Source organism: Actinophytocola sp. KF-1 (assembly GCF_054661535.1).
Genome location: NZ_BAAFVK010000005.1, coordinates 365,982 through 390,484 on the forward strand (window position 1 = coordinate 365,982; position 24,503 = coordinate 390,484).

The following is a 24,503-nucleotide window of genomic DNA, read 5'->3' on the forward strand; positions in this document are numbered from 1 at the left end:
CCCCCGGTCGCGGAGTGCGACGCTGTGGCAAACGCGACCTGCGCCGGGTCGGACGAACGCCGGCACCGCCGGCAAACCAACGAGACACGAAACCGACGCGAAGGAGACCATAGTGTTGCAGGACAAGGTCGTCGTGGTTTCCGGGATCGGGCCGGGGCTCGGCCGCGAGCTCGCCGTGCGGTCCGCACTGTCCGGTGCCGACGTCGTGCTCGCCGCGCGCACGGAGTCCCGCCTCCTCGACGTCGCCAAGGAGGTCGAGGCGGCGGGCAGGCGCGCCGTGGCCGTGCCGACCGACATCACCGACGAGGAGTCGGCGCAGACCCTCGCGAAGATCGCGATCGAGACCTTCGGCCGCGTGGACGCCCTCGTCCACAACGCGTACGCGGAACCGCCGTTCGACGACTTCGTCAACGTCGACCTGGACGACATCCGGTCCAGCTTCGAGACCACCGTGTTCGCCGCGCTGCGGCTGACCCGGCTGTTCGCGCCCGCGCTGAAGGAGACCGAGGGCTCGGTCGTGATGGTCAACTCGATCGTGGTGCGCGAGTCGAAGCCGCAGTTCGGTCCGTACAAGATGGGCAAGACCGCCCTGCTGTCCCTCGCGCAGACGCTCGCGTCCGAGCTCGGCCCGCAGGGCATCCGGGTCAACTCCGTCGTGCCCGGGTTCATCTGGACGGACGCGATGAAGGAGGCCTTCCAGTTCCAGGCCGACGAGCGGGGCGTCCCCCTGCGGGAGGTCTACGACGAGATCGCCGCCGACATGGACCTGCGCAGGCTGCCCGAGCCCGCCGAGGTCGCGAACGCGGCGCTGTTCCTCGCCTCCGACCTGGCACGGGCGATCACCGGGCAGTCGCTGGACGTCAACGCGGGCCAGTACCACCACTGACCGGCGCGCTCGACCCCGTCCGCGAGCGGGCCCCACGGAGGACGCCGGAACAGACTGGCGGCCGAGGAAGGATCCGGAATGCACGACACGACCCTGGCGGGCGCCGACGACCTGCGGGCGGGCAAACGGGAGTGGCTGGCGCTGGCCGTGCTGGCACTGGCCACCCTCGTCGTCACCATCGACGTCTACGTCATGCTGCTGGCCCTGCCGCACCTGAGCGCGGACCTGGGCGCCAGCAACACCGAGCAGCTGTGGATCACGGACATCTACGGGTTCGTGCTCGCCGGGCTGCTGGTCACCATGGGCACCCTCGGCGACCGGATCGGCCGCCGCAAGCTGCTGTTCGCCGGTGCCAGCGCGTTCGCCGTCGCTTCCGTGGTCGCCGCCTACTCGACCAGTCCCGAGATGCTGATCGCGGCCCGCGCGCTGCTCGGCATCGCGGGCGCGACGCTGGCACCGTCCACCATGTCGCTGATCCGCACGCTGTTCCCGGACCCGAAGCAGATGGGCCTCGCCATCGGCATCTGGGCGATGTGCTTCTCGGTCGGCGGGCTCGTCGGGCCCCTCGTGGGGGGGGTGATGCTGGAGCACTTCTGGTGGGGGTCGGTGTTCCTGCTCGGCGTGCCGCCCATGGCGCTGCTGCTCGTGCTCGGTCCCGCGCTGCTGCCGGAGTACCGCGACCCCGCCGCGGGACGGCTGGACCTGACCAGCGTGGCGCTGTCGTTCGTCGCCGTGCTCCCGGTCATCTACGGTCTCAAGGAGCTGGCCGCCGACGGCTGGGCGGCCGGCCCGGCGGCGAGCCTGCTCTTCGGCCTTGCCTTCTGCGTCGTGTTCGCGCTCCGGCAGCGCAGGCTGGCGAACCCGCTGATCGACCTGAAGTTGTTCGGCAACCGGGCCTTCAGCGCGGCACTGGGCGGCATGTTGTTCGGCACCATGCTGATGGGGTCCATCATGCTGTTCATCACGCAGGACCTGCAGCTGGTCGAGGGGCTGTCGCCGTTGCAGGCTGGGCTGTGGATGCTGCCCGCGATCATCGCGAACACGGCGAGCTTCCTGGTGTCGCCGATCCTCGCCCGGCGCGTCCGGCCCGCGTACCTGATCGGTGGCGGGCTGGCGATCTCGGTGGCGGGCCTGCTGATCCTCACCCAGGTCGACACGGTCTCCGGGCCGCTCACCCTGGCGGTCGGGTTCGCCGTCATCTTCCTGGGCGCGGGCCCGCTGGTGACACTGGGGGTCAACCTGGTCATGGCGTCCGCGCCGGAGGAGAGGGCAGGCTCGGCGGCGGCGCTCTCGGAGACCAGCAACGAGTTCGGGTACGCGTTCGGCATCGCCGCGCTCGGCAGCGTCGGCGCCGCGGTCTACGCCAACCAGGTGAGCTTCCCCGCCGGGGTGTCGGCGGCGGACACCGCGACGGCGACCAAGAGCCTCGCCGACGCCACGAACGTGGCGGCGCAGCTGCCGGACGGCCTCGGCGCCACGGTGCTCGCCACGGCACGCGAGTCCTTCACGAGCGGGCTGCACCTCGTGGCCGCCATCAGCGCCGGCCTGCTGGCGGTGGTGGCCGTGCTCACCGCCACCCTGCTCCGGCACGTCCCGCCCACCGGCGCGGAGACCGCGCCCGAGGAGACGGCGGAGCAGGAACCGGCGGCCACGCCCGCGGCCTGACACCGGCAACCCGAGAGATGCGGTGTCCCGCGCCGGCATGTGAGTGTCGACCCGGATCCGCACGTCACTGGAGGTCACGATGACCGACAAGACCAGCTCCGTGTTCGGGCCGGTCACCGTCACCGCAGCCGACCCGCGCTACGAGAACCTGGTGGAGGGCTACAACCACCGGTTCGTCGGCAAGCCGGACTACATCCGGATGGTCAGCACGACCGAGCAGGTCGTCGCGGCGGTGGCCGAGGCGGTGACCGAGGGGAAACGGATCGCCGTGCGCAGCGGCGGGCACTGCTTCGAGGACTTCACCTCCTCGCCGGACGTCCAGGTGCTCCTCGACCTGTCGCACATGGACGGTGTCTACTTCGACGAGGAACGTGGCGCGTTCGCGGTCGAGGGCGGCGCGAAGCTCGGTCAGGTGTACCGGACCCTGTACGAGGGCTGGGGCGTCACCATCCCGGCGGGCACCTGTTTCGACGTCGGCGTCGGCGGGCACATCAGCGGCGGGGGCTACGGCCCGCTGTCCCGGCGCGACGGGCTGATCGTCGACCACCTGTACGCGGTGGAGGTCGTGGTCGTCGACGCGTCCGGCGCGGTGTCGGTGGTGGTGGCCACCCGCGAGCCGGACGACCCGCACCGGGAGCTGTGGTGGGCGCACACGGGTGGTGGCGGCGGCAACTTCGGGGTGGTGACGCGGTTCTGGCTGCGCTCCCCCGGCGTGGTGTCCACCGACCCCGCCGACCTGCTCCCCACGGCACCGGCCACCATGCGCAAGCGGGAGGTCATGTGGTCGTGGGAGGGGATGACCGAGGCGGCCTTCACCACGCTCCTGCGCAACTACTTCACCTGGTTCGAGAACAACAGCGCGGCGGACTCGCCGTACGCGAGCCTGTGGACCAACTTCATCGTCGTGCACCGCGCGTCGGGGATGTTCGGGCTGACCACGGTGATCGACGACGCGGTGCCGGACGCGGAGCGGCTGCTGGCCGCGCACGTCGACGCGATCAGCGCGGGCACGGGCCTCGAACCGGCGGTGGACACCCACGAGGTCATCCCCTGGTGGAGCAAGTGGATGCCGTCCTACACCTTCCCGAACGACCCCAACGGCCGCTACAAGAACAAGTCGGCCTACCTGCGGAAGGGGCTGACCGACCGCCAGCTCTCGGTGCTCTGGCGGTACCTCAGCGGCGAGGCGTCGGACGTCGTCATCCCGATGGGCTGCCTGCTGCTCACCGCGTTCGGCGGGAAGGTCAACACCGTCGCGCCGGACGCGACGGCGATCCCCCAGCGCGACTCGATCCTCAAAGCCATGTACAGCACCGGGTTCTGGCTGACGCCGGACGAGGACGACAACCAGCTCGCCTGGGTGCGCGAGTACTACCGCGAGATCCACGCGGAGACCGGCGGCGTCCCGGTGCCGGACGAGATCACCGACGGCGCGTACATCAGCTACCCCGACGTCGACCTGGCGGATCCGGAGTGGAACACCTCCGGCGTGCCGTGGCACACCCTGTACTACAAGGACAACTACCCGCGGCTGCAGGCGGTCAAGCGGGAGTACGACCCGGGCGACGTCTTCCGGCACGCGCTGTCGATCGAGCTGCCGCAGGAGGACCACGCATGAGCGGCGACGCGGTCACCATCGACGTCTGGCTCGCCTACTACCCGTTCCCCGGTCACGAGGACGGCATCCAGGAGCGGGCGGACGAGTTCACCGCGGCCCACCCCGGGTACGAGGTGAACATCCGGTTCGTCAACTACTGGACGTTGCCCGCCAAGGTCGCCAAGGCGGTCGAGGAGGGCAACCCGCCGACCATCGCGGAGTACTACTACACGAACGCCCAGCAGGCTCGGGACGCCACCGCGGAGGACGGCACACCGCTGTTCACCTCGGTGGGCGAGGCGATCGGCGGGCGCACCGAGATCCTCGGCGTCCCGGTCGTGATCGACGACATCGTGGCGGCGGCCCGGGAGTACTACTCCTACGACGGCACGCTGTTCGCCATGCCGCGCAACACCTCCACCGCGCTGATGTTCGCCAACACGACCCTGCTCGACGCGGCCGGGGTGACCGGGCTGCCCGCGACCTGGGAGGAGTTCGAGGCCGCGTGCGCGGCGGTCGCCGCGCTCCCCGGTTCGCCCGTGCCCAGCACCTGGCCGGTGCACGGCTGGCTCTTCCAGCAGGCCGTCGCCCAGCAGGGCGGCCTGCTCGCCGACCACGACAACGGCCGGTCGGGGCGGGCGGAGAAGGTCGACCTGGCGTCCGACGAGATGATGGCCTACGTGTCCTGGTGGCAGCGGCTGCACGAGAAGGGCCTCTACACCTACACCGGCAAGGAGGCGGACTGGCTCGGCGCGGCCAAGGCCTTCGCGAGCGGCGAGGTGGCGTTCACGTTCGCCTCGTCGCACGAGGCCGCCGCGATGGTGCGGGCGGGCAGGGCGGGCGGCTTCCACGTGCGGGCGGGCTCGCTGCCGCACAACGGCCGCGTGCCCGACGCGGGCGCCATCATCGGCGGTGACGCGGCGTTCCTGGCCGCGGGCCTGGACAAGGCCACGGAGGACGGGGCACTGGCGTTCCTGCAGTACCTGATCAGCCCGGCGCACGCGGCGAGCTACCACAAGGCCGCCAACTGGATCCCCATCACCGAGTCGGCGGTCCGCGTGCTGGACGAGGAGGGCTGGTTCGCCGAGAACCCGCACATGCGCGCGGCCACCAACCAGCTGTACGCGACGACCGGCACGCCGGCGTCGCGCGGCGCGCTGCTGGGCGACTTCGCGGGCATCCAGCACGTGCTGGACGAGGCGATGATCGACGTGCTGGTGTCCGGCGCCGACCCGGTCAGCAGGCTGACCAGGGCCACCTCGGACGCGCAGGCGCTGCTCGACGACTACGCCACGACCTACCTCGGCAACCCCACGCCCGACCCCCGTCATGTCAAGGTTTTCTGATCACCTCAACACGAACGAGTTACCGTCGCTTCTTCCAGATTGCTCAGAACGCCGTCGGCGGCGTGCTCTGCCGCCATGAGGCCCTACTCTGCGATATGACTCGAGCGCAACCCGATGACAAGGAGAACACAACGTCATGTCCACTGTGGTCCTCGAAATGAGCATGTCGCTCGACGGCATCGTCGCCGCCCCCGGCGACGACATCGGACCGGTGCTCGACGTGTGGCTCGACCCGCCGTCCGGGGCGATGTCGGACGTCAACCAGGCGATCGTGGAAGGCTGGTTCACCACGGCCGCCGTGGTGATGGGCCGTCGCATGTTCGACCTGGGCGCGGAGCAGAGCGGCTGGGCGGAGAACCCGCCGTACCCGGTGCCGATCTTCGTGCCGACGCACAACGCCCCGGACGACGTCCAGGCCGGCAACATCACGTTCGTCACCGAGGGCGTCGCGAGCGCCGTCAAGCTGGCGAAGGAGGCGGCGGGCGACGGCTTCGTGACCATCGTCGGCGGCGCCAACGTGTTCCAGCAGGCCCTCGAGGCACGCCTGGTCGACGAGCTGCACCTGCACATCGCGCCGGTGGTGCTCGGCACGGGCATCCGCCTGTTCGACAGCCTCGCCGCCGTGCCGGTCAAGCTGGAGATCGGCGAGGTCGTCGACACGCCGGACGTCACCCACGTGACCTACCGCGTGGTGAACGACGCCTAGTCCGGTCCACACAGGACGGGAACCGTGCTGCCGCTGTTTTCCCGGCGGTCACACGGTTTCCGTTCTTTTGCGGTATGGGGGTCCCGCAACACGCGAGAAGCGGGGTGGCGGGACGCCGGGACAGAATTACGTCGAGCGGTGCCCGTGCGCTGTCCCCATTCTCAGCATGGAGGTTCCTGTGGAAGACCAGCCCGTCGTCATCGATCCCACCGGAACGGACATCCACGGTGAGGGCGCGCGCATCCGGGCGCAGGGCCCGGTCGCCAGAATCGAACTGCCCGGCGGTGTGCTCGCGTGGTCGATCACCGGCCACGAGGTGGCGCAGCAGGCGCTGGCGGACAACCGGCTCTCCAAGGACCCGCGCAAGCACTGGGTCGACTACCTCGACGGCAAGGTCGGCGCGGACTTCCCGCTGATCGGCTGGGTGCTCATGGAGAACCTGACCACCGCCTACGGCGCGGACCACACCCGGTTACGCAAACCGTGCGCCAACGCGTTCACCCCGCGCCGGGTCGACGCGCTGCGGCCGAGTGTGGAGAAGGTCGCCGCCGACCTGCTCGACGAGCTGGGCACGGTGCCGCCGGGCGAGGCGGTGGACCTCAAGGCCCGGTTCGCGCATTCGCTGCCCGCGCAGGTGATCTGCGACCTGTTCGGGGTGCCCGAGGAGTCCAGGGCCGAGATGCTGCGCGGCCACGAGGTCAACATCGACACCACGATCAGCCCGGAGGAGTCCGCGGCGAACGTCGCCCGCTGGCACCAGCTGATGCTCGACTTCGTCGCCGCGAAGCGCACGGCGCCCGGCGACGACCTGACCACCGACCTGATCGCGGCGCAGGACGACGGCGGGCGCCTGACCGACGACGAGATGGTCGGCACGCTGCACATCATGCTCGCCACCGGCACCGAACCGGTGAAGAACCTCGTCACCAACACGGTCCACGCACTGCTGACCCACCCCGAGCAGCTCGAGCTGATCAGGTCCGGGCAGGCGACGTGGGAGGACGCGATCGAGGAGACGCTGCGGGTGCAGGCGCCCGTCGCGCAGCTGCCGTTCCGGTTCGCCGTCGAGGACATCGAGCTCGGCGGTGTCACGATCCGCAAGGGCGACCCGGTCCTGATGCACTACGCCGCGATCGGCAGGGACGCGGACGTGCACGGCGAGAGCACGGCGGAGTTCGACATCACCAGGGAGAACAAGGAACACCTGTCCTTCGGCGCAGGCATCTACCGCTGCATCGGCAAACCCCTCGCGCTGCTGGAGGCCAGGATCGCGGTGCGCGCGCTGTTCGAGCGCTTCCCCGACCTGACCCTCGCCGTCCCGCCGTCGGAGATCCAGCCGTACGGCACGTTCATCATGAACAGCGTCGCGACCCTGCCCGTGTACCTGAAGTCGTCCGGCCCGGCCGGTTCCTGAACGAGAGGTGGTCCGTCCATGAAGGCAGCGGTCGTCGCCGAGCCCGGTGCTCGGTGGGAAATCCGCGACGTGCCCACCCCGCACGCGGGTCCGGGGCAGGTGCTGATCAGGGTGCGGGCCTGCGGGGTCTGCCACAACGACGTCTGGCTCACCAACGGCGTCTACCCGTTCCCGCCGCTCGACCCGGTGGTCGTCGGCCACGAGGCGGCCGGTGAGGTCGTCGAGGTGGGTCCCGGTGTCCGGTCCCGCCAGGTCGGCGACCGGGTCGGCTCCACCTGGGTGCAGGGCACCTGCGGGCGCTGCGACTACTGCAGGCGCAACCTCCCGGTCACCGGCCAGTCCGCGATGAACTGCCCCGCACCGGTGATGACCGGGATGACCGCACCCGGCGGGCACGCCGAGTACATCGCGGTCGCGGCCGAGAGCACCGTGCTGCTGCCGGACGCCGTCAGCTTCGAGGAGGCCGCACCGGTCCTGTGCGCGGGGTACACCGCGCTGAGCGCACTGCGGGCCGGGCAGGCACAGCCCGGCGAGCGCATCGCCGTGCTCGGCGTCGGCGGCCTCGGCCACCTGGCGCTGCAGTACTCGCGGGCGTTCGGGTTCGAGACGGTGGCCATCACCAGGACGCCGGACAAGCACGAGCAGGCCCGCGCCCTCGGCGCCGACATCGTCGTCGCCAACGGGCAGGAGCTGCGGGACGCGGGCGGCGCGGACGTCGTCCTGGTGACCGGCACGTCGTACCCGGCGGCCGAAGACGCGCTGGCCGGCCTGCGGGTGAACGGCCGCATCGTGCTGGCGACCATCGACCCGATGGGTGCCTTCACGATCGACCCGTCCCGGCAGTTCTTCGCGATGGGCCAGCGGGTCGTCGGCGCGTCCCACGACGGGCTGCCCGTGCTCGCCGAGGCGCTCGACCTGGTGGCGGCGGGCAAGGTCACGCCGGTGACCGAGGTCTTCGACAGCGCGGACATCGCCGACGTGGTCGAGAAGGTCGACAAGGGCGAGGTGCGCTTCCGCGCCGTCGTCAGGTACTGACCGGACCGCGAGTCCCCCGGGCGGTGCGCACCGCCCGGGGGACTCGCGGTCTCCCACCGCCGGACGTGAGGAGACGTGTCATGAGCGGGACATCCAACCCGGCGCTGGCCGGGCGGTTGCGGGCGGCGGTCGACGGCCGGGTGCTCGAGCCGGGTGACGACGGCTTCGAGGAGGCGTGCGCGGTCTTCCTGGCCGGGATGGACCAGCGACCCGCGGTCGTCGTGCAGCCGGCAGGTGCCGCGGACGTGGCGGCGGCCGTCGTGGCGGCGCGCGACAGCGGCGTGCCCCTGGCGGTCAAGAGCGGCGGGCACAGCCCGTTCGCCCTCGCCGAGGGCGGCGTCCTCGTCCACCTCGCGTCGCTGCGCGCGCTCGAGATCGACGTCGAGTCCCGCACCGCGTGGGCGGGCCCCGGCCTGACCGCGGGCGAGTTCACCAAGGCCGCCCACGAACACGGCCTCGCCCTCGGCTTCGGGGACGCGGGCACGGTCGGTGTCGGCGGCATCACGCTCGGCGGCGGCGTCGGCTTCCTGACCCGCAAGCAGGGGCTCACCATCGACAACCTGCTCGCCGTCGAGATCGTCACGGCCGACGGCCGGATCCGCCAGGTCGACGCCGACCACGAGCCGGAGCTGTTCTGGGCGGTCCGGGGCGCGGGCGCGAACTTCGGCGTGGTGACCCGCTTCCGGTTCCGGCTGCACGAGCTGAGCACGGTCTACGGCGGCTTGCTGGTCCTGCCGGCCACGCCCGAGGTCGTCGCGGAGTACGCCGAGCTCGCGCTGGCCGCGCCGGAGGAGCTGACCACCATCGGCAACGTGTACGTGGCGCCGCCGCTGCCGTTCATCCCCGAGGACAAGGTCGGCACCCCGGTGCTCCACGTGATGGTGGTCCACGCGGGCGGCGGCGAGGCCGCCGAGCGGGCCGTGGCACCGTTCCGCGGCCTCGCGACGCCGATCGCCGACACGGTCGCGCACATCCCGTACCCGGACATGTACGAGGACGAGGAGGAGTACGGCGGCCACATCGCGACCGGCCGCAGCCTTTTCGTGGACCAGGTCACCGTCGCCGACGCGAAGCTGGTGCTCGACCAGCTCGGGGAGTCGGCCGCCGACATCGCCGTGGTGCAGATCCGCCCGCTGGGCGGGGCGGCGGCCCGGGTGCCCGACGACGCCACCGCCTACGCCCACCGCGGCCGTGACTTCATGGTGAACCTGGCGGCGCTCCACTCCGACCTCGGCAACGCGGACGAGCACCGCCGCTGGGTCACCGACCTCATGGTGGCGCTGCAGCAGGGCGTGCCCGGCGTGTACGTCAACTTCCTCGAGGAGGACAGCGAGGCCCGCGTGCGGGAGGCGTACCCGCCCGCCACGTGGGCACGGCTGCGCGCGGCCAAGCGCGTGTACGACCCCGCGAACCTGTTCCGCGTGAACAGCAACATCCCGCCCGCCGACGCGTAGGCGCCGCGAAAGGCGTGTCACCGGCGCTCAACGCCGCTGACGCGCCTGACCGCACGCCGCGGGGCCACGACAGGGAACGGGCCAGGAACACGGTTCCCCGTGTTCCTGGCCCGTTCGTTTCGCTGTCCTTTCCGGACACCACCACGGCCGCTACACGTAGTGCGTGTTGGGCTCCAGGCCGCAGAGCACCCGCCCGTACAGCTCCAGGTTGGTCGTGGGGTGCAGGACGGCGTGCAGGTTGAGCGTCTGGATGTCGCGCTCGATGCGCTGCATGGGCACGTCGTGGTAGATGGACGAGCCGCCGCTCGCGCCGTTGAGGATGTCCACGGCGTCCTTGGCGCGCCGGCACACGGCGCCGAGGTCGAGGCGCACGCGGGCGCGCTCCTCGATCGTCCACGGCTCGCCGGTGGGGCCCTTGGTGTCGACCAGGCTCGCCGCGCGGTGGGCGTGGAAGTCGGCCTCGTCGATGTACTGGGTGGCCTCCGCGACCTCGAGATGCGTGACCGGCGCCTCGCGCTGGCTCTCGTAGCTGGTGTAGGTGATCTTGCGGCCGGGCAGCCGCTCGAAGAACACCTCCTTGGCCGCCTTGGCGAGGCCGAGCGCGGTCGCGGTGACGGTGGCGCACGCCGTCGGCATGAACGGCGCCTTCCAGATCGGCGCGTCGGCGTTGCTCTGGGACTGGTGCACGCCACCGAGCACGGGGCCCATCTGCAGCACCCGGTCGTGCGGGAGGAACACGTCCTCCGCGACCGTGCTGACGCTGCCGGAGCCGCGCAACCCCGCGGTGTGCCAGTCGTCGATGATCTGCAGGTCGTCCATCGGGATCAACGTCATGATCGGCTGGAACTCGCCGTCCGGGCCCGCGAGCACGGCGGCGTTGGCGTTCCACTGCGAGTGCAGGGAACCGGTGTTGAACGACCACTTCCCGTTGAGGATCACGCCGCCGTCGGCAGGCACCGCCACCGCAGTCGGCGAGAGGATGCCGGAGACGCGGACGTTCGGGTCCGCGAACACCTCGTCCTGCACGTGGTCCGGGAACAGGCCGACCATCCAGCTGGAGATGGCGTACACCGACGCGACCCACGAGGTCGAACCGTCGCCCCTGGCCAGTTCGGCGAGCACGTCCACCACGGTGGTCATGTCGGACTCGTAACCGCCGTAACGGTTCGGCACGCGCATGCGCAGCAGGCCCGCGTCGGCGAGCGCGTCGATCGTCTCGTCCGCGAGCCTGCGGTTCTCCTCCGCCTTCCCCGCGTTGCGCGCGATCAGCGGCACCAGTTCGGCCGCCCGGCCGACCAGGTCCGACCTGTCCGGCGACCTGTCAATCTCCGTCACAACAGACTCCTCACGACAACGGCACATGAGCCACGACAACGGACCTGGGGCGCGCAGCCGCGCCAGTCGACCCTGTCATCCGCCGGGTCCGCGCGGCATCTCCGCGGTTGCGGACCGGGGAAAACCGGTCAGCACGATGGAAGACGACAGCCCCCGGCACCGGTGCGACGATCCACTCGGCGGGCGCGGTGATCCACCGGAGCACGTGCGCACCCGCCACCCACTCGCTCTCCCGCTCGTCGACGGACAGGGGATCCCACATGCTCAACAGACGGCGACTACTCGCGTTAGGCGGCGGCGCGGCGGGTGTCGCCGGTCTCGCGCTGTTGCTCCCGAACCAGCCGCAACCCGCGGCGGACGGAGCCGCGCGGCACGTGCACCCGCACCGTGCCCGCGTCCGGCCGGCCGGTGCCGCGCGGACAGCCGCGCCGTTCTCCACCCGGATGCCGGTGCCGTCGGTGCTCCGCCCGGTGGCCAGCACCACCACCACCGACGTCTACCGGCTCGACATGCGGCCGGCGACCGTCGAGATCATTCCCGGGCTGCGCACCGAGGTGCTCACGTTCGGCGGCCAGTTCCCCGGTCCGACCATCCGGGCCAGGACCGGGCGGCGCGTCGCGATCACCTTCGACAACCGGCTCGGCGAGGCGGCGAACGTGCACCTGCACGGCGGCCACACCGCGCCGGAGCACGACGGGCACCCGATGGACGTGATCGCCCCGGGCGGCAGCCGGTTCTACGACTACGCGAACCGCCAGCAGGGCGCGACGTTGTGGTACCACGACCACAGCCACCACACCGAGGCGCAGCACGTCTACCGCGGCCTGCAGGGCTTCTACCTGATCGACGACCCGTCGGAGGCGACCCTCGGGCTGCCCACCGGGGCCTACGACGTGCCGATCGTGCTCGGCGACGCGTTCATCGCCGAGGACGGCACGCTGATCTACGACACCCCCGACACCCGCACCACGTTGCTGGCCAACGGAAAACAGCAGCCGTACTTCCCGGTCGCCGCGCGCAAGTACCGCTTCCGCCTGCTCAACGGCGCGACCGAGCGGATCTTCCGGCTGAACCTGGGCGGCGAGGTGATGACGCAGATCGGCACGGACGGCGGCCTGCTCCCCGCGCCCATCCTGCACACCGAGCTGCCGCTCAGCTCGGCGGAGCGCGCCGACCTGGTGATCGACTTCTCGCGCTACCCGGTGGGCACCCAGCTGGTGCTCGCCGACACGACCGGACCGCTGCTGCGGTTCGACGTCGTGCGCCAGGCGACGGACTACAGCAGGCTGCCCGACGAGCTGCGCCCGCTGCCCGCGCTGGCGGCCGCGACCGTCGAGCGCGACATCACGTTGAGCTTCGACGTGTCCGGAGTGCCGACGGGCCTGGTGAACGGCAAGCCGTACGACCCGAACCGGGTGGACTTCCAGGTCAAGCGCGGCAGCACCGAGATCTGGCGGATCTACAACGGGGACGGGCAGTTCAACGCCGACCACAACTTCCACCTCCACCTCGAGCAGTTCCGGGTGCTCGGCCGGGAAGGCGCGCCGTCGCGGCCGAGCGACGCCGGGCGCAAGGACACCGTCGCCATCCCGCCGGACACGGCGGTCCGCATTCAGACCACGTTCACCGACTACGTCGGGAAATACGTGTACCACTGCCATTTCCTCGACCACTCGTCGGTGGGCATGATGGCGCAGATGGAAATCGTCCCCTGATTTCGTTCCGGTGCCGTCACCGGAGCGGCACGGAAAAGGGCCGGCTGTCCTCGGGGACAGCCGGCCCTTTTTCGCGCCCGGTCGCGGTGGTGAACGGATTCCGTGCTATGCGGCCTTGTTCGGGACATGGCACCATCGCCATGATCGCAACCGGGCGGGCCAGGTGAATTCTTCCAGATTGCTCAATATCCCGGCAGCAGAGGTGCGAGCGGCCACGAGGCCTTACTCTTTGTTCCGAGAGGTAACAGACCGTCGAGCCGGTGGTCACCGTCAGGCAGTCGCCCAGGTGGGTTTCGCACTGATGCGCTATCTCATGCGTGACCGGCATTGGTGAGCATGGCTGCATCGAAGAGGAGGGTTGAGTTCATGACTGTCGTGGATGTACCGCCACGGGCAGGACGGCGGGAGTGGATCGGATTGGCGGTGCTGGCACTGCCGACACTGCTGCTCTCGATCGACTTCTTCGTGCTCCTGCTGGCGCTCCCGCATCTGACCGAGGACCTCGGGGCCGGCAGCATCGAGCAGCTGTGGATCACCGACACCTACGGGTTCGTCCTCGCCGGGTTCCTCGTCACGATGGGCACGCTGGGCGACCGGATCGGCAGGCGCAAGCTGATGCTGATCGGTGCCACGGCGTTCGCCGTCGCGTCGCTCATCGCGGCGTACTCGGCGAGCCCGGGCATGCTGATCGCGGCCCGCGCGCTGCTGGGTCTCGCCGGCGCCACGGTGATGCCCGCGACGCTCGCGCTGATCAGGAACATGTTCAAGGACCCCAAGCAGATGGCGTTCGCCATCAGTGTCTGGATGACGTGCCTGCTGTCCGGCGCGGCGATCGGCCCGATGGTCGGCGGCGTGATGCTGGAGTACTTCTGGTGGGGCTCGGTGTTCCTGCTGGGCGTCCCGGTGATGGTCCTGCTGCTGGTCCTGGGCCCGTTCTTCCTCCCGGAGTACAGCAACCCCGAGGCGGGCAGGCTGGACCCGGTCAGCGTCGCGCTGTCGGTGGCGACCCTGCTGCCGGGCATCTGGGGCCTCAAGGAGCTCGCGAAGAACGGCTGGGAGTTCCTGCCGACGACCGCGCTCGTGGTCGGCATCGTGTTCGGTGTGCTGTTCGTGCGCAGGCAGAGCAGGCACGACAGCCCGCTGCTCGACCTGAAACTGTTCCGCGACAAGGCGTTCTCGGCGGCGCTGATCGGCATGCTGCTCGGCGTCACGCTGCTCGGCACGGTGATGATGTTCATCACCCAGTACCTGCAGCTGGTCGGCGGGCTCTCGCCGCTGCAGACGGCGCTGTGGATGCTGCCCGCGGTGGCCGCGTCGATCACCGGCGTGATGCTGGCACCCGTGCTGGGCCGCCACATCCGCCCGGCGTACGCCATCGGCGGCGGGTTGATCCTCTCGATCGCCGGTCTGCTGGTGGTGACACAGGTCCCCGCCTCGGGCACGGGTGGCGTCGCGGCGGTCATCGTCGGGTACTGCCTGAACAACCTCGGCGCCGGCCCGCTGGTCGCGCTCGGCACCGGCCTGATCATGGGGCTGGCGCCGCCGGAGGGCGCCGGATCGGCCGCGGCGCTGTCGGAGACCAGCAACGAGTTCGGCTACGCGCTCGGCATCGCCGTGTTCGGCAGCATCGGCGCCGTCGTCTACAGCAGCAAGCTCGGCAGCCTGCCCCCCGGGCTGTCGCCGGCGGAGGCGGACGCCAGCCGGGACACGCTGGCCGGGGCCGTCGGCGCCGCGCGGTCGCTGCCCGCCGACGCGGGCGACGCGCTGGTCACCTCGGCCAGGGAAGCGTTCACCAGCGGTCTGCACGTCATCGCGTGGATCGCCGCGTTCCTGCTGGCCGGTGGTATCGTGCTCGTCTCCACGATGCTGCGGCACGTGCCGCGTCTCGGCCAGGAAGAGGCTCCCGCCGAAGCCACGGAGACCGAGCAGGCCCCGGTGACCGCCGAGGAATCGCCGACGGTCGCGTAGGTCCCCGACATTCCCCGAGGTCCCGTGGTGTGGACTTCGGGGAATGTCGCGTTTCTGATGATTGAAGCTACGACAAGGAGAACCGCACCGTCATGTCCACCACGATCCTCCACATGAGTCTGTCGCTGGACGGTTACGCCACCGGCCCGGACGACGACCTGGAGCTGTTGCACCAGTGGAGCTACCCGCGCTCCGGCACCGTGTCCGACGCCAGCATGACCGTCATCCAGGAGCTGTTCGCCGCCTCGGCGGTGGTGATGGGGTGGCGCACCTTCGACCTCGGGCAGGAGCAGAACGGGTGGTACGACCACCCTCCGTTCAAGGTGCCGATGTTCGTGCCCGCGCACAGCGTGCCGGAGCGGGCCGCCACCGCGGCGGGGAACCTCAGGTTCGTCACCGACGGCGTGGTGAGCGCGGTCGAGCAGGCCCAGGCCGAGGCCGGTGACGGCCTCGTCGCCATCGTCGGCGGCGCGACCACGTTCCAGCAGGCCTTCGAGGCCGGCCTGGTCGACGAGCTGCACCTGACCCACGTCCCGGTCGTGCTGGGCGACGGCATCCGGCTGTTCGACAACGTCGGGGAGCTGCCCCTCAAGTTCGAGCTGAAGCGGGTCATCGAGGCGCCGGAAGTGATCCACACGATCTACGGCGTGCGGAAGCAGTAGCCGCTTTCCTTATCTCCACACAGGACGGAAACCGCACTGGCGCCGGTGGCGCAGTGCGGTTTCCGTCCTGTCGTGTTATGCGACCGGTTCCTCGGCCGACGGCACCCGTCGGGGCGCCTCGGCCACGGGCGTCTCCGCCACCGGGTGCGGCCTGCGCCGCGAACGGGCGAAGCGACGCATGACCGGTTTCTCCACCAGCGCGAACGTCGCCCACGCGAGCAGCAGGTTCACGCCGAACAGCAACACCAGCAAGGCGAGCCCGACCGGCGTGCTGTAACCGGCGTTCGCCACCGGGTAGGACGTCGGGTCGTCGACGCCCGCGATCCACTGGTGGCCGTAGACGAGGACCAGCCGGTGCCACAGGTAGAACGCGAACGACACCTCGCCGAGCCACACCAGGGTGCGGGTGGACAGCACCGTCCGGTGCCCCTGCACGTCGGCGACCGCGCCCGCGGCGATCAGCAGGCCCAGCGGGAGCACCATGACGCCCACGATCGGGTAGGTGCCGGGGAACATCGGCGCCAGGAAGTACGCGAGGACGGTCAGCGCGACGGCGCCGCCGAGACCGAGCGGGATCTTCCGCCCGGTGAGGACGATGCGCGCCAGGATCATCCCGAACACGAACTCCAGCATGCGCACCGGCGGCAGCAGGTAGACGAACCAGAACTCCGTCGGCGTGGCGTTCGCCCACGGCAGGAACGGCTCGCTCGGCGGCATCGCACTGGCGACGACCGGGACGACCAGGATCACCGCGACGACGCCACCCGCCCAGTACCACAGCCGTTCCGGGCGGATCCGGCTGATCACGCGCAGCAGCAGCGGGAAGGACAGGTAGAACAGCAGCTCGACCGACAGCGACCACGACACCGTGTTGAGGGTCAGGCTGGTCTCCATCGCCGGGAACCAGGACTGCAGCAGGAACAGGTTGAGGATCGCCCGCCAGTTCTCGATCGTCTCCTGCGCCACGACCGTCAGCAGCAGGAAGGCCGCGATGAACGTGACGAAGTGGTTCGGGTAGATCTTGAAGAACCGGCGCCGCCAGAAGCGCGGCGCGGAGTCACCGGACCGGGCCGACCACGTGAGCACGAACCCGCTGAGGATGAAGAAGAAGCCCACCCCGGTCCAGCCGCCCTGGCTCGCGAGCGCGTTGAAGACGCCGCCCGCGTCCGGCGAGGAGAACAGGGCTTCCTGGTTGGCGTGGAAGAAGAACACCATCGCGGCGGCGATGAACCGCATGCCGGTCAGTGTTGGCAGCCGGGACGGCCGCGTCGCCGCGCGGCTCCCGTCGGTAGTGGACAAGTCCATGGTAGACACCTTTGCGACGCGGTCAGACGGGTTGTGCGATGGGCCGGTCAGCGGTGCGGTTCAGCCACCACTGGACGGCGATGAGGTTGATGACCCAGCCGAGCCACGGCGTCGCCGCGAAGGCGTGGCCCTGGATCTCCGCGTCGATCGGGGTGAGCGGCAGCACCACCATCAGGATCCGGCCCCAGATGACGTTCAACGTCATCGCGAAGCTGTACAGCATCCACCGGCGGTGCTCGTCCCACCGGCGCTGACGGCCGCGGACGTAGCCCATCACCGTGGTGATGAACCAGAAGATCCCGCCCAGGGTGGTGCCGATCGTCGGGAACGGCGACAGCGGGGTGATCAGGAAGGCGAGGATCACCGCGGGCAGCGCGCCGCCGAACACGTACACCCGGCCGACCGTGCGGTGCACCGCCGGGTAGCGCTTGCGCAGCCACGGCCACACCTGCAGGAAGACTGTCACCATCGCGATGGTGCCGAACACGATGTGCGCGACGAGCATCGGGAAGTGCACGGCGGAGCCCGGCCGGATCGGGATGAGCGACTTGGCCGGGTCCAGGTTCAGGTACGGCGGCCACACGTAGAACAGGAACCACACGATGACGACGCCGAGCGGCAGCAGCCACGGCCGCCGCCACCACGACCGGCGGCGTTCCTGCTCGCCGCCCCAGCTCACCTCGACGCTGAGCCTCGGCCTGCCGACCTGCTCCGGGCCGGCCCTTTCCAAATTCTGCGTCACGGCGTGACTCCCTCCGGCCCGGGCCAATGCACGGGGCTGAGTGGCGGCAAGATCACATAGAAGGTATGCGAGCCGTGGTGGGGCGGCATCTTTGAGAGTGCGAGACATCCCGGTGGCAGCGCACTCCTCGTCGCTCTCGTGTGGACGGTCGGCAGGGCGCAACGCGGGAGATGCGGCGTGCGGACCCGGGATGTGAGGCTGACCAGGACCTCGGTGTGGACGGCGGGGGGTGGGCTCCGTTCCGATGCCACCGGCGGAGAGCCGATCGACCGTTCCAACAGGGCGTGCAAGCCACCCGGATTTCAAGGAGTTGACCGCGAATGAGCAACGAGACTGGGACCCGTGCGGTGGTGCTCGGCGGAAGCATCGCCGGACTGTTCGCGGCCAGGGTGCTCTCGGAAGCCTACGACGAGGTGCGGATCGTGGACCGCGACGTGCTCGTCGGGGTGAAGACGCCGCGCAAGCACTGCCCGCAGACCCGGCAGGCCAACGGGATCCTCGCCCGCGGTGTGCAGATCATGGAAGAGCTGTTCCCCGGGATCGTCGACGAGCTGGTCGCGGACGGCGCCTTCCCCGGTGACCTGTCCGGCACCTGCCGCTGGTACGCGCAGGGCAACCGGCTCAAGCAGCAGCACGGGGGGCTGCGGACCCTCGGCGTGCTCCGGCCGACGCTGGAGTTCCACATCCGCGAACGGGTGCAGCAGCTGCCCAACGTGGTGTTCGTCGAGGAGCACGACATCCTCGGCCTCACCACGACCGCGGACAAGAGCCGGGTCACCGGCGCGCGGATCCAGGCACACGGCGCGAAGGACGACACGGTCATCGAGGCGGACCTCGTGGTCGACGCGACCGGGCGTGGCTCGCGGACCCCGGTCTGGCTGGAGCAGCTCGGCTACGACAAGCCGGAGGAGGAGCGCAAGAAGGTCGACCTGGTGTACATCACGCAGCACTTCAAGCTGCGCCCCGGCGCCGACCCGTTCGTGAACGACGCGGCCATCAACCAGATCCCGTTCCCCGCGCAGCCGCGCGGGCACGTCTTCTTCAAGACCGACCAGGACCTGCTGGAGATGACCACCTACGGCATGCTCGGCGACCACCCGCCCACCGACCAGCCCGGTGTGTGGAAGTGGCTCAAGTCGTTCGCCGCCAGGGACGTCTACAACACGCTGCGCTACGCCGACCCGGTCGACAAGGCGGTCGCCTTCCGCTTCCCGACGACCCTGCGCCGCCACTACCAGAAGCTGACCCGTTTCCCCGAGGGCCTCCTGGTCACCGGGGACGCGGTGACCTGCTTCAACCCGGTGTACGCGGGCGGCATGAGCGTGGCGGCGCTGTGCGCCATCACCATGCGGTCGCACCTGCACAGCGGTGCCGCGCCGGTGCCGCAGGACTACTTCCGGGACATCGCGAAGTACGCCATCGACGCGCCGTGGGAGATGACCACCACGGTGGACCTGAGCTTCCCCGGCGTCGAGGGCGACCGGCCCTTCAAGGTGCGCTTCGGCAACTGGTTCCTGAAGAAGGTCCAGGTCGCCGCCACCCGCGACGGCAACATCACCGAGCAGTACTTCCGGGCCGCGGGCCTGATCGACCCGCCGTCGGCGCTGCAGCGCCCCGGCTTCTTCCTCAAGGTGCTGTGGAAGTCCCTGTTCGGGCCGTCGAAGGAGAGCCGGGAGCCGTACGTCTACCAGGCCCCGGCGGGTGTCGAGCCGTGGACCGAGGAGCCGGGTGCGCCGTCCGACAAGAAGGACCTCCCCCGTGCGGCGTGACCGACACCCCGAACTCGACCCAGGTCAGGAGCCAGCATGAGCAACGACGACGAGACCTCGAACTACTACGACGTCGTCAACCAGTTCGTCGCCGAGGTGTGGGACGCGAACTTCCACCAGGGCTACTGGGACTCCGACGAGGACCAGAGCTCCAACCGGGAGGCCGCCGACAAGCTGACCGACCTGGTCATCGAGCGGTCCGGGGACGTGACCGGCGCCAGGGTGCTCGACGTCGGCTGCGGGTTCGGGCTGCCCGCGTTCCGGTTGGCCGGCAGGTCGTCGTCGGTGCGGGTGGTCGGCATCTCCAACAACCGCAGCCAGGTCGAGGGCGCCAACCGGCGTTCGGCCGACCTCGGCCTCGCCGACCGCGTCACCTTCGACTGCGTCGACGCCCACGACCTGCCCTACGCGGACGGCTCGTTCGACGTGGTGTGGGTGGTGGAGACGCTCCCGCACCTCGACCGGCTGGCGGCGCTGCGTGAGTTCAAGCGCGTGGTGAAGCCGGGCGGCCGGGTCGTCATCACCGACATGTTCCTCAACGCCGAGCCGTCGCCGGAGGAGCTCGCCGAGCTGCGCGACCACGAGGCGAAGACGGCGATGAGCCCGCGGCTGCTCGAGCACGAGTACCGCGAGGTGGTGGCCCGGTCGGGGCTGGAACTGCAGGAGCTCAAGGACATCAGCGCGGAGACCCGCCGCAGTGCGTTCCGGATGCTCGAGGCCGTCGAGGCGCGGCACGACGAGTTCGTCGAGCGCTACTCCGAGCGCATCCTCCCGATCCTGGGCGCCGTGCGGGACCCGGCGAGGCGGCGGCCGGAGCTGGGTTACCTGATCGCGGTCGCGCGCAAGGCCGACTGACCGCCCATGGGAGTGCCGATGACGACCGCGCACCGAACATGTCCCGTCTGCCAGGCCGTGTGCGGCCTGCGGATCACGCTCGACGACACCGGGCACGTCACCGGTGTGCAGGGCGACCAGGAGGACCCGTTCTCGCAGGGCTACATCTGCCCGAAGGGAGCGAGCCTCGGCCGCATCGACGAGGACCCCGACCGGTTGCGGACGCCGATGATCCGCACCGGCGACGAATGGCGGGAAGCGACCTGGGACGAGGCTTTCCAGGCCGTGGCAGAGGGTCTCGGCCGCGTCACCGAGGCGTACGGCAAGGACGCGGTCGCCGTCTACTTCGGCAACCCGACGTGGCACTCGATGGCCGGGTTCCTGTACCGGATGCCGCTGGTCCAGTCGCTGGGCACGCGCAACGTCTACTCGTCGGGCACCATCGACCACATGCCGCTGCACATCGCGTGCGGCAGCATGTACGGCGACCCGTTCGCCGTCGCGGTGCCCGACGTGGACCGCACCGACTACCTGCTGCTGATCGGGGCGAACCCGTTCGAGTCCAACGGGTCGATCTGGGCGGGCCCCAACATGCCCGGCCGGCTCAAGGCGGTGCGGGCACGCGGCGGCAAGGTGGTCGTGGTCGACCCGCGCCGGACCCGGACCGCCGAGTTCGCCGACGAGCACCGGTTCATCCGGCCGGGCACCGACGTGTTCCTGCTGTTCGGCATCGTGCACACGCTCCTCGCCGAGGACCTCGCCACGGTCACGGTCGACGTCGACGGCCTCGACGAGCTGCGGGAGATCGCCGCGGAGTTCCCGCCTGCGGTCGCCGAGCGGGCCTGCGGCGTGCCCGCCGCCGACATCGTCCGGCTGGCCCGTGAGCTGGCCGCGGCGCCGACCGCCGCGGTCTACGCCCGGATGGGCGCGTCCACCGTGGAGTTCGGCACGCTGGCGCAGTGGCTGGTCCAGGTGATCAACATCCTGACCGGCAACCTCGACCGGGCGGGCGGGGTCATGTTCGCCCGCCCCGGCACGCTGGAGATCTTCCGCACCGGTCAGCCGTTCGTCACCGGGCAGTGGCACAGCCGGGTGCGCGGGCTGCCCGAGACGCTCGCCGAGCTGCCCACGGCGACCCTGGCGGAGGAGATCGAGACCCCGGGCGACGGCCAGGTCCGGGCGCTGATCTCGATCGCGGCCAACCAGGTCCTCTCCGCACCGAACGGTCCCCGGCTCGGCCGCGCGTTCGCCGGGCTGGACTTCATGGTCGCCGTCGACCCGTACCTCAACGAGACGACCAGGCACGCCCACGTCATCCTGCCGCCGCCGCGGATACTGCAGACACCGCACTACGACTTCCTGCTGAGCATCGTCACGGTGCGCAACTACGCCCGGTTCTCCCCGCCGGTCCTGCCGCTGGCGCCGGGGCAGCTCTCCGAGGCCCAGATCTGGGGGAAGCTGACGCTGATCGCGGCGGGCGCGGGCGCCGGGGCCGATCCGGCCGGGGTCGACGAGATGATCATCGACCAGCTGCTCACCGGGGCCACCCAGATGCCGGGCTCGCCGGTCGAGGGCATGCCGGTGGCCGCGCTGCGGGCCACGATCGAGGGCGACAGCGGCCCCGAGCTGATCCTGGACACGCTGCTCAAGTTCGGGCCCCACGGCCTGTCACTGGCGAAGCTGAAGGCGAACCCGCACGGCATCGACCTCGGGCCGCTGGAGCCGCGGCTGAAGGAACTGGTGTGCACGGCGTCCGGGCGGGTCGAGCTCGCGCCGCGGGCGGTGGTCGGGGACATCGCCCGGCTGCGCGCGCGGCTCGCCGACCCGGCTCCGGAGCTGCTGCTGATCGGGCGGCGCCAGCTGCGGTCCAACAACAGCTGGCTGCACAACGTCCCGTCGCTGGTCGGCGGCAGCAACCGCTGCGTGCTGCACGTCAACCCCGCCGACGTGGCGAAGTACGGGCTGGGCGAGCGGGCGGTCGTGCGGTCGGCCACCGGCGAGCTGGTCGTCGACGTCGAGCCGCACGACGCGATCATGCCCGGCGTGGTGAGCCTGCCGCACGGGTGGGGGCACACCGGCGGCGGGCAGCGGGTCGCGGCCGGGAACGCGGGCGTCAACGCGAACGCGCTCACCGACGAGTCCGTTGTAGACGTTCCATCCGGCAACGCGGTGTTCAACGGCGTGCCGGTCACGATCAGCCCGTACCAGCCCTGAACCGGACGGTGGCGCGATGAGCAACGAATTACCGGGCGTGGAGAGGTTCCCGCTCTCGTTCAACCAGGACTTCATGGTCATGTTCGACCAGGGCGACGGCGCGGGGCCGTTCGGGCCCCGGTACCACCTCACCCACGGCCTGCGGGTCCGCGGCCGGGTCGACGTCGACGCGATGCGCGGCGCGCTCGACGACGTCGTGGCGCGCAACGAGATCCTCCGGACCGAGGTGGTCCGCGGGGAGGAACGCCACCAGCTGATCCACCCGCCGAGCCCGGCCGAGCTGGTCGTCCGCGACCTGACCGGCACCGACCCCGCCGACCGCGACCGGCGGGCCGAGGAACTGCTGATCGAGATCGAGGCCACCGAGTACAGCGTCCGGGAACAGGGCGTGTTCCGCGCCGTGCTCGCCGAGTTCGCCGAGGACGACTGGGTGCTCGTGCTCATCGTCCACCACTCGGCCACCGACAGCTGGTCGCTGCAGCTGATCACCAAGGAGCTCGCCGAGTTCTACACCGCGCGGCGGGAGAACCGGCCGCCCGCGCTGCCCCCGGCGCGGCAGTACCGCGAGCTCGTCGAGTGGGAGGCGGCCAACACGACCGAGGAGTCGCTGGCCCGGTCGGCCGCGTACTGGCGCGAGAAGCTCGACGGCGCCCGGATGCCCATGATGCCGACGGACTTCCCGCGGTCGGCCGGGCTGCCGAGGAACACGTCGGTGGAACGCTACCTCGCCGACTCGGACCTGACCGCCGCGACGCTGGAACTGGCGCGGACGACACGCAGCTCGCCGTTCATGGTGCTGCTCGCCGCGTACAAGGTGCTGCTGAGCGAGCTGAGCGGCAGCGACGACATCGCCGTCCTCACCATCACCTCCGGGCGCGGGCAGGCGCAGTTCGAGGAGATGATCGGCCCGTTCTACAACCTCGTCCCGCTGCGGACGAACCTGGCCGGGGCCGCCGACTTCCGGGAGATCGTCCAGCGGACCCGCCGGACCTGCCTCGAGGCGTTCTCGCACCCCATCCCGTTCGCCAAGATCATGGCGGGGTCGCCGCACATCGCCGACCCCTGGGTGGGCGATACTACCGCGGGCATCGCCTTCCAGGTGTTCCAGTTCCCGTTCGTGATGGCGGACCAGCGGGTCGGCGACCTGACGTGCTCGGAGATCCGCCGCCGCCTGCTGCCCGCCGAGGTGAGCACCGACATCCCCGACGGTGCACTGTGGACACTCGACCTCGACCCGGCCAACGGCGAGATGATCGGCCAGGTCCAGTACAACAGCGACCGGTACCACGCGAGCACGATCCGGGACCTGCTGGCCCGGTTCCTGCAGGTGATCAAGCAGTCACTGTCCACAACGGACTGAGGAAGGACGCGTCAATGACCACGAACGAGGTACCGGTGGCCGACCAGGCGGCCGTGGCGACACTCCCCCAGCAGCTCCTCACGGCATGGGTGGACGAGGACGCGAACGCCATCGCCGAGCTGTTCACCGACGACGGCACCCTGATCCTGCCCGGCGTGTTCCGCAAGGGCCGCGAGGACATCCGGCTCTACTTCAAGGAAGCGTTCGACAACCAGTACCGCGGCACCCGGGTCGTCGGCACGCCGCTCGGCCTGCGGTTCTTCGGCCCCGACGCGGCGCTCCTGCTGTCGTCGGGCGGTGTGCTCGCGGCCGGCGAGACCGAGGTCTCCGACGGCCAGGCCATCCGGGCGTCCTGGTTCGCCGTGCGCGTCGACGGCCAGTGGAAACTGGCCTCGTACCAGAACACCCCGGCGACCCGCGGCCTGCCCGTCCCCGGCACGGACGCCTGACCCGGCCACGGCGCCGCCCACCCGCGCCGGGACACGGCACGCCGCAC

The 24,503-nt window shown here is 70.6% G+C and carries 19 protein-coding genes; 16 read left to right on the top strand and 3 right to left on the bottom strand.

What is annotated here, in order from left to right:
- Positions 1 to 109 precede the first annotated feature (109 nt).
- The 8 genes from ACYQ77_RS17715 (at position 110) to ACYQ77_RS17750 (ending at position 10,103) form a co-directional block, all read left to right on the top strand.
- Positions 110 to 886: an SDR family oxidoreductase gene (locus tag ACYQ77_RS17715; protein WP_459712968.1), complete on the top strand. Its 777-nt coding sequence runs from the start codon at positions 110 to 112 to the stop codon at positions 884 to 886.
- Between the two features lie 78 nt (positions 887 to 964).
- Positions 965 to 2,551 carry an MFS transporter gene (locus tag ACYQ77_RS17720; protein WP_459712597.1) on the top strand — a complete coding sequence of 529 codons (1,587 nt, stop codon included), beginning with the start codon at positions 965 to 967 and terminating at the stop codon, positions 2,549 to 2,551.
- A gap of 79 nt (positions 2,552 to 2,630) precedes the next feature.
- Entirely contained in the window at positions 2,631 to 4,169 is a 1,539-nt protein-coding gene (locus ACYQ77_RS17725; protein WP_459712599.1) for an FAD-binding oxidoreductase, read from the top strand.
- The gene (locus ACYQ77_RS17730) at positions 4,166 to 5,494 is read left to right on the top strand and encodes an extracellular solute-binding protein (RefSeq protein WP_459712600.1); all 1,329 of its coding nucleotides are present in this window, start codon (positions 4,166 to 4,168) and stop codon (positions 5,492 to 5,494) included. The genes ACYQ77_RS17725 and ACYQ77_RS17730 overlap by 4 nt, the downstream gene beginning before the upstream one ends.
- 136 nt (positions 5,495 to 5,630) lie before the next feature.
- Entirely contained in the window at positions 5,631 to 6,200 is a 570-nt protein-coding gene (locus ACYQ77_RS17735; protein ID WP_459712602.1) for a dihydrofolate reductase family protein, read from the top strand.
- A 178-nt stretch (positions 6,201 to 6,378) separates the two neighbouring features.
- Complete coding sequence (locus ACYQ77_RS17740) at positions 6,379 to 7,614, top strand: cytochrome P450 family protein (RefSeq protein WP_459712604.1); 1,236 nt, start codon at positions 6,379 to 6,381, stop codon at positions 7,612 to 7,614.
- An 18-nt stretch (positions 7,615 to 7,632) separates the two neighbouring features.
- The gene (locus ACYQ77_RS17745) at positions 7,633 to 8,649 is read left to right on the top strand and encodes an alcohol dehydrogenase catalytic domain-containing protein (RefSeq protein ID WP_459712607.1); all 1,017 of its coding nucleotides are present in this window, start codon (positions 7,633 to 7,635) and stop codon (positions 8,647 to 8,649) included.
- Positions 8,650 to 8,729: 80 nt separating this feature from the next.
- On the top strand, positions 8,730 to 10,103 hold the full coding sequence (locus tag ACYQ77_RS17750; protein ID WP_459712609.1) for an FAD-binding oxidoreductase: 1,374 nt from the start codon (positions 8,730 to 8,732) through the stop codon (positions 10,101 to 10,103).
- A 150-nt stretch (positions 10,104 to 10,253) separates the two neighbouring features.
- Here the strand turns inward: ACYQ77_RS17750 and ACYQ77_RS17755 are convergent, their stop codons facing one another.
- Positions 10,254 to 11,438 (bottom strand): acyl-CoA dehydrogenase family protein, encoded by a 1,185-nt coding sequence (locus ACYQ77_RS17755; RefSeq protein WP_459712612.1) that lies wholly within the window; start codon positions 11,436 to 11,438, stop codon positions 10,254 to 10,256.
- 260 nt (positions 11,439 to 11,698) lie between these two features.
- On the opposite strand from ACYQ77_RS17755, the gene ACYQ77_RS17760 reads away from it, so the two are divergent.
- From ACYQ77_RS17760 to ACYQ77_RS17770, 3 genes are all read left to right on the top strand, one after another.
- The gene (locus ACYQ77_RS17760; protein ID WP_459712614.1) at positions 11,699 to 13,153 is read left to right on the top strand and encodes a multicopper oxidase family protein; all 1,455 of its coding nucleotides are present in this window, start codon (positions 11,699 to 11,701) and stop codon (positions 13,151 to 13,153) included.
- A 366-nt stretch (positions 13,154 to 13,519) separates the two neighbouring features.
- The gene (locus tag ACYQ77_RS17765; RefSeq protein WP_459712616.1) at positions 13,520 to 15,121 is read left to right on the top strand and encodes an MFS transporter; all 1,602 of its coding nucleotides are present in this window, start codon (positions 13,520 to 13,522) and stop codon (positions 15,119 to 15,121) included.
- 92 nt (positions 15,122 to 15,213) lie between these two features.
- Complete coding sequence (locus ACYQ77_RS17770) at positions 15,214 to 15,783, top strand: dihydrofolate reductase family protein (protein WP_459712618.1); 570 nt, start codon at positions 15,214 to 15,216, stop codon at positions 15,781 to 15,783.
- Between the two features lie 75 nt (positions 15,784 to 15,858).
- Here the strand turns inward: ACYQ77_RS17770 and ACYQ77_RS17775 are convergent, their stop codons facing one another.
- Positions 15,859 to 17,088 (bottom strand): acyltransferase family protein, encoded by a 1,230-nt coding sequence (locus ACYQ77_RS17775; protein ID WP_459712620.1) that lies wholly within the window; start codon positions 17,086 to 17,088, stop codon positions 15,859 to 15,861.
- A 22-nt stretch (positions 17,089 to 17,110) separates the two neighbouring features.
- Positions 17,111 to 17,830: a DUF2306 domain-containing protein gene (locus ACYQ77_RS17780; protein ID WP_459712622.1), complete on the bottom strand. Its 720-nt coding sequence runs from the start codon at positions 17,828 to 17,830 to the stop codon at positions 17,111 to 17,113.
- A 320-nt stretch (positions 17,831 to 18,150) separates the two neighbouring features.
- Here ACYQ77_RS17780 and ACYQ77_RS17785 point away from each other — a divergent pair, with 320 nt between their 5' ends.
- The 5 genes from ACYQ77_RS17785 to ACYQ77_RS17805 are packed head-to-tail and all read left to right on the top strand — an operon-like array spanning position 18,151 to position 24,456.
- A complete protein-coding gene (locus tag ACYQ77_RS17785; protein WP_459712624.1) occupies positions 18,151 to 19,599 on the top strand; it encodes an FAD-dependent oxidoreductase in 1,449 nt (482 codons plus the stop codon).
- Positions 19,600 to 19,635: 36 nt separating this feature from the next.
- A complete protein-coding gene (locus ACYQ77_RS17790) occupies positions 19,636 to 20,454 on the top strand; it encodes an SAM-dependent methyltransferase (RefSeq protein WP_459712626.1) in 819 nt (272 codons plus the stop codon).
- Positions 20,455 to 20,472: 18 nt separating this feature from the next.
- Entirely contained in the window at positions 20,473 to 22,647 is a 2,175-nt protein-coding gene (locus ACYQ77_RS17795; RefSeq protein WP_459712628.1) for a molybdopterin-dependent oxidoreductase, read from the top strand.
- Positions 22,648 to 22,663: 16 nt separating this feature from the next.
- Positions 22,664 to 24,007, top strand: coding sequence for a condensation domain-containing protein (locus tag ACYQ77_RS17800; RefSeq protein ID WP_459712629.1), 1,344 nt, complete (start codon positions 22,664 to 22,666; stop codon positions 24,005 to 24,007).
- Between the two features lie 14 nt (positions 24,008 to 24,021).
- Positions 24,022 to 24,456, top strand: a complete 435-nt coding sequence (locus ACYQ77_RS17805) for an SgcJ/EcaC family oxidoreductase (RefSeq protein WP_459712631.1) — start codon at positions 24,022 to 24,024, stop codon at positions 24,454 to 24,456.
- The last annotated feature ends 47 nt before the right edge of the window (positions 24,457 to 24,503 follow it).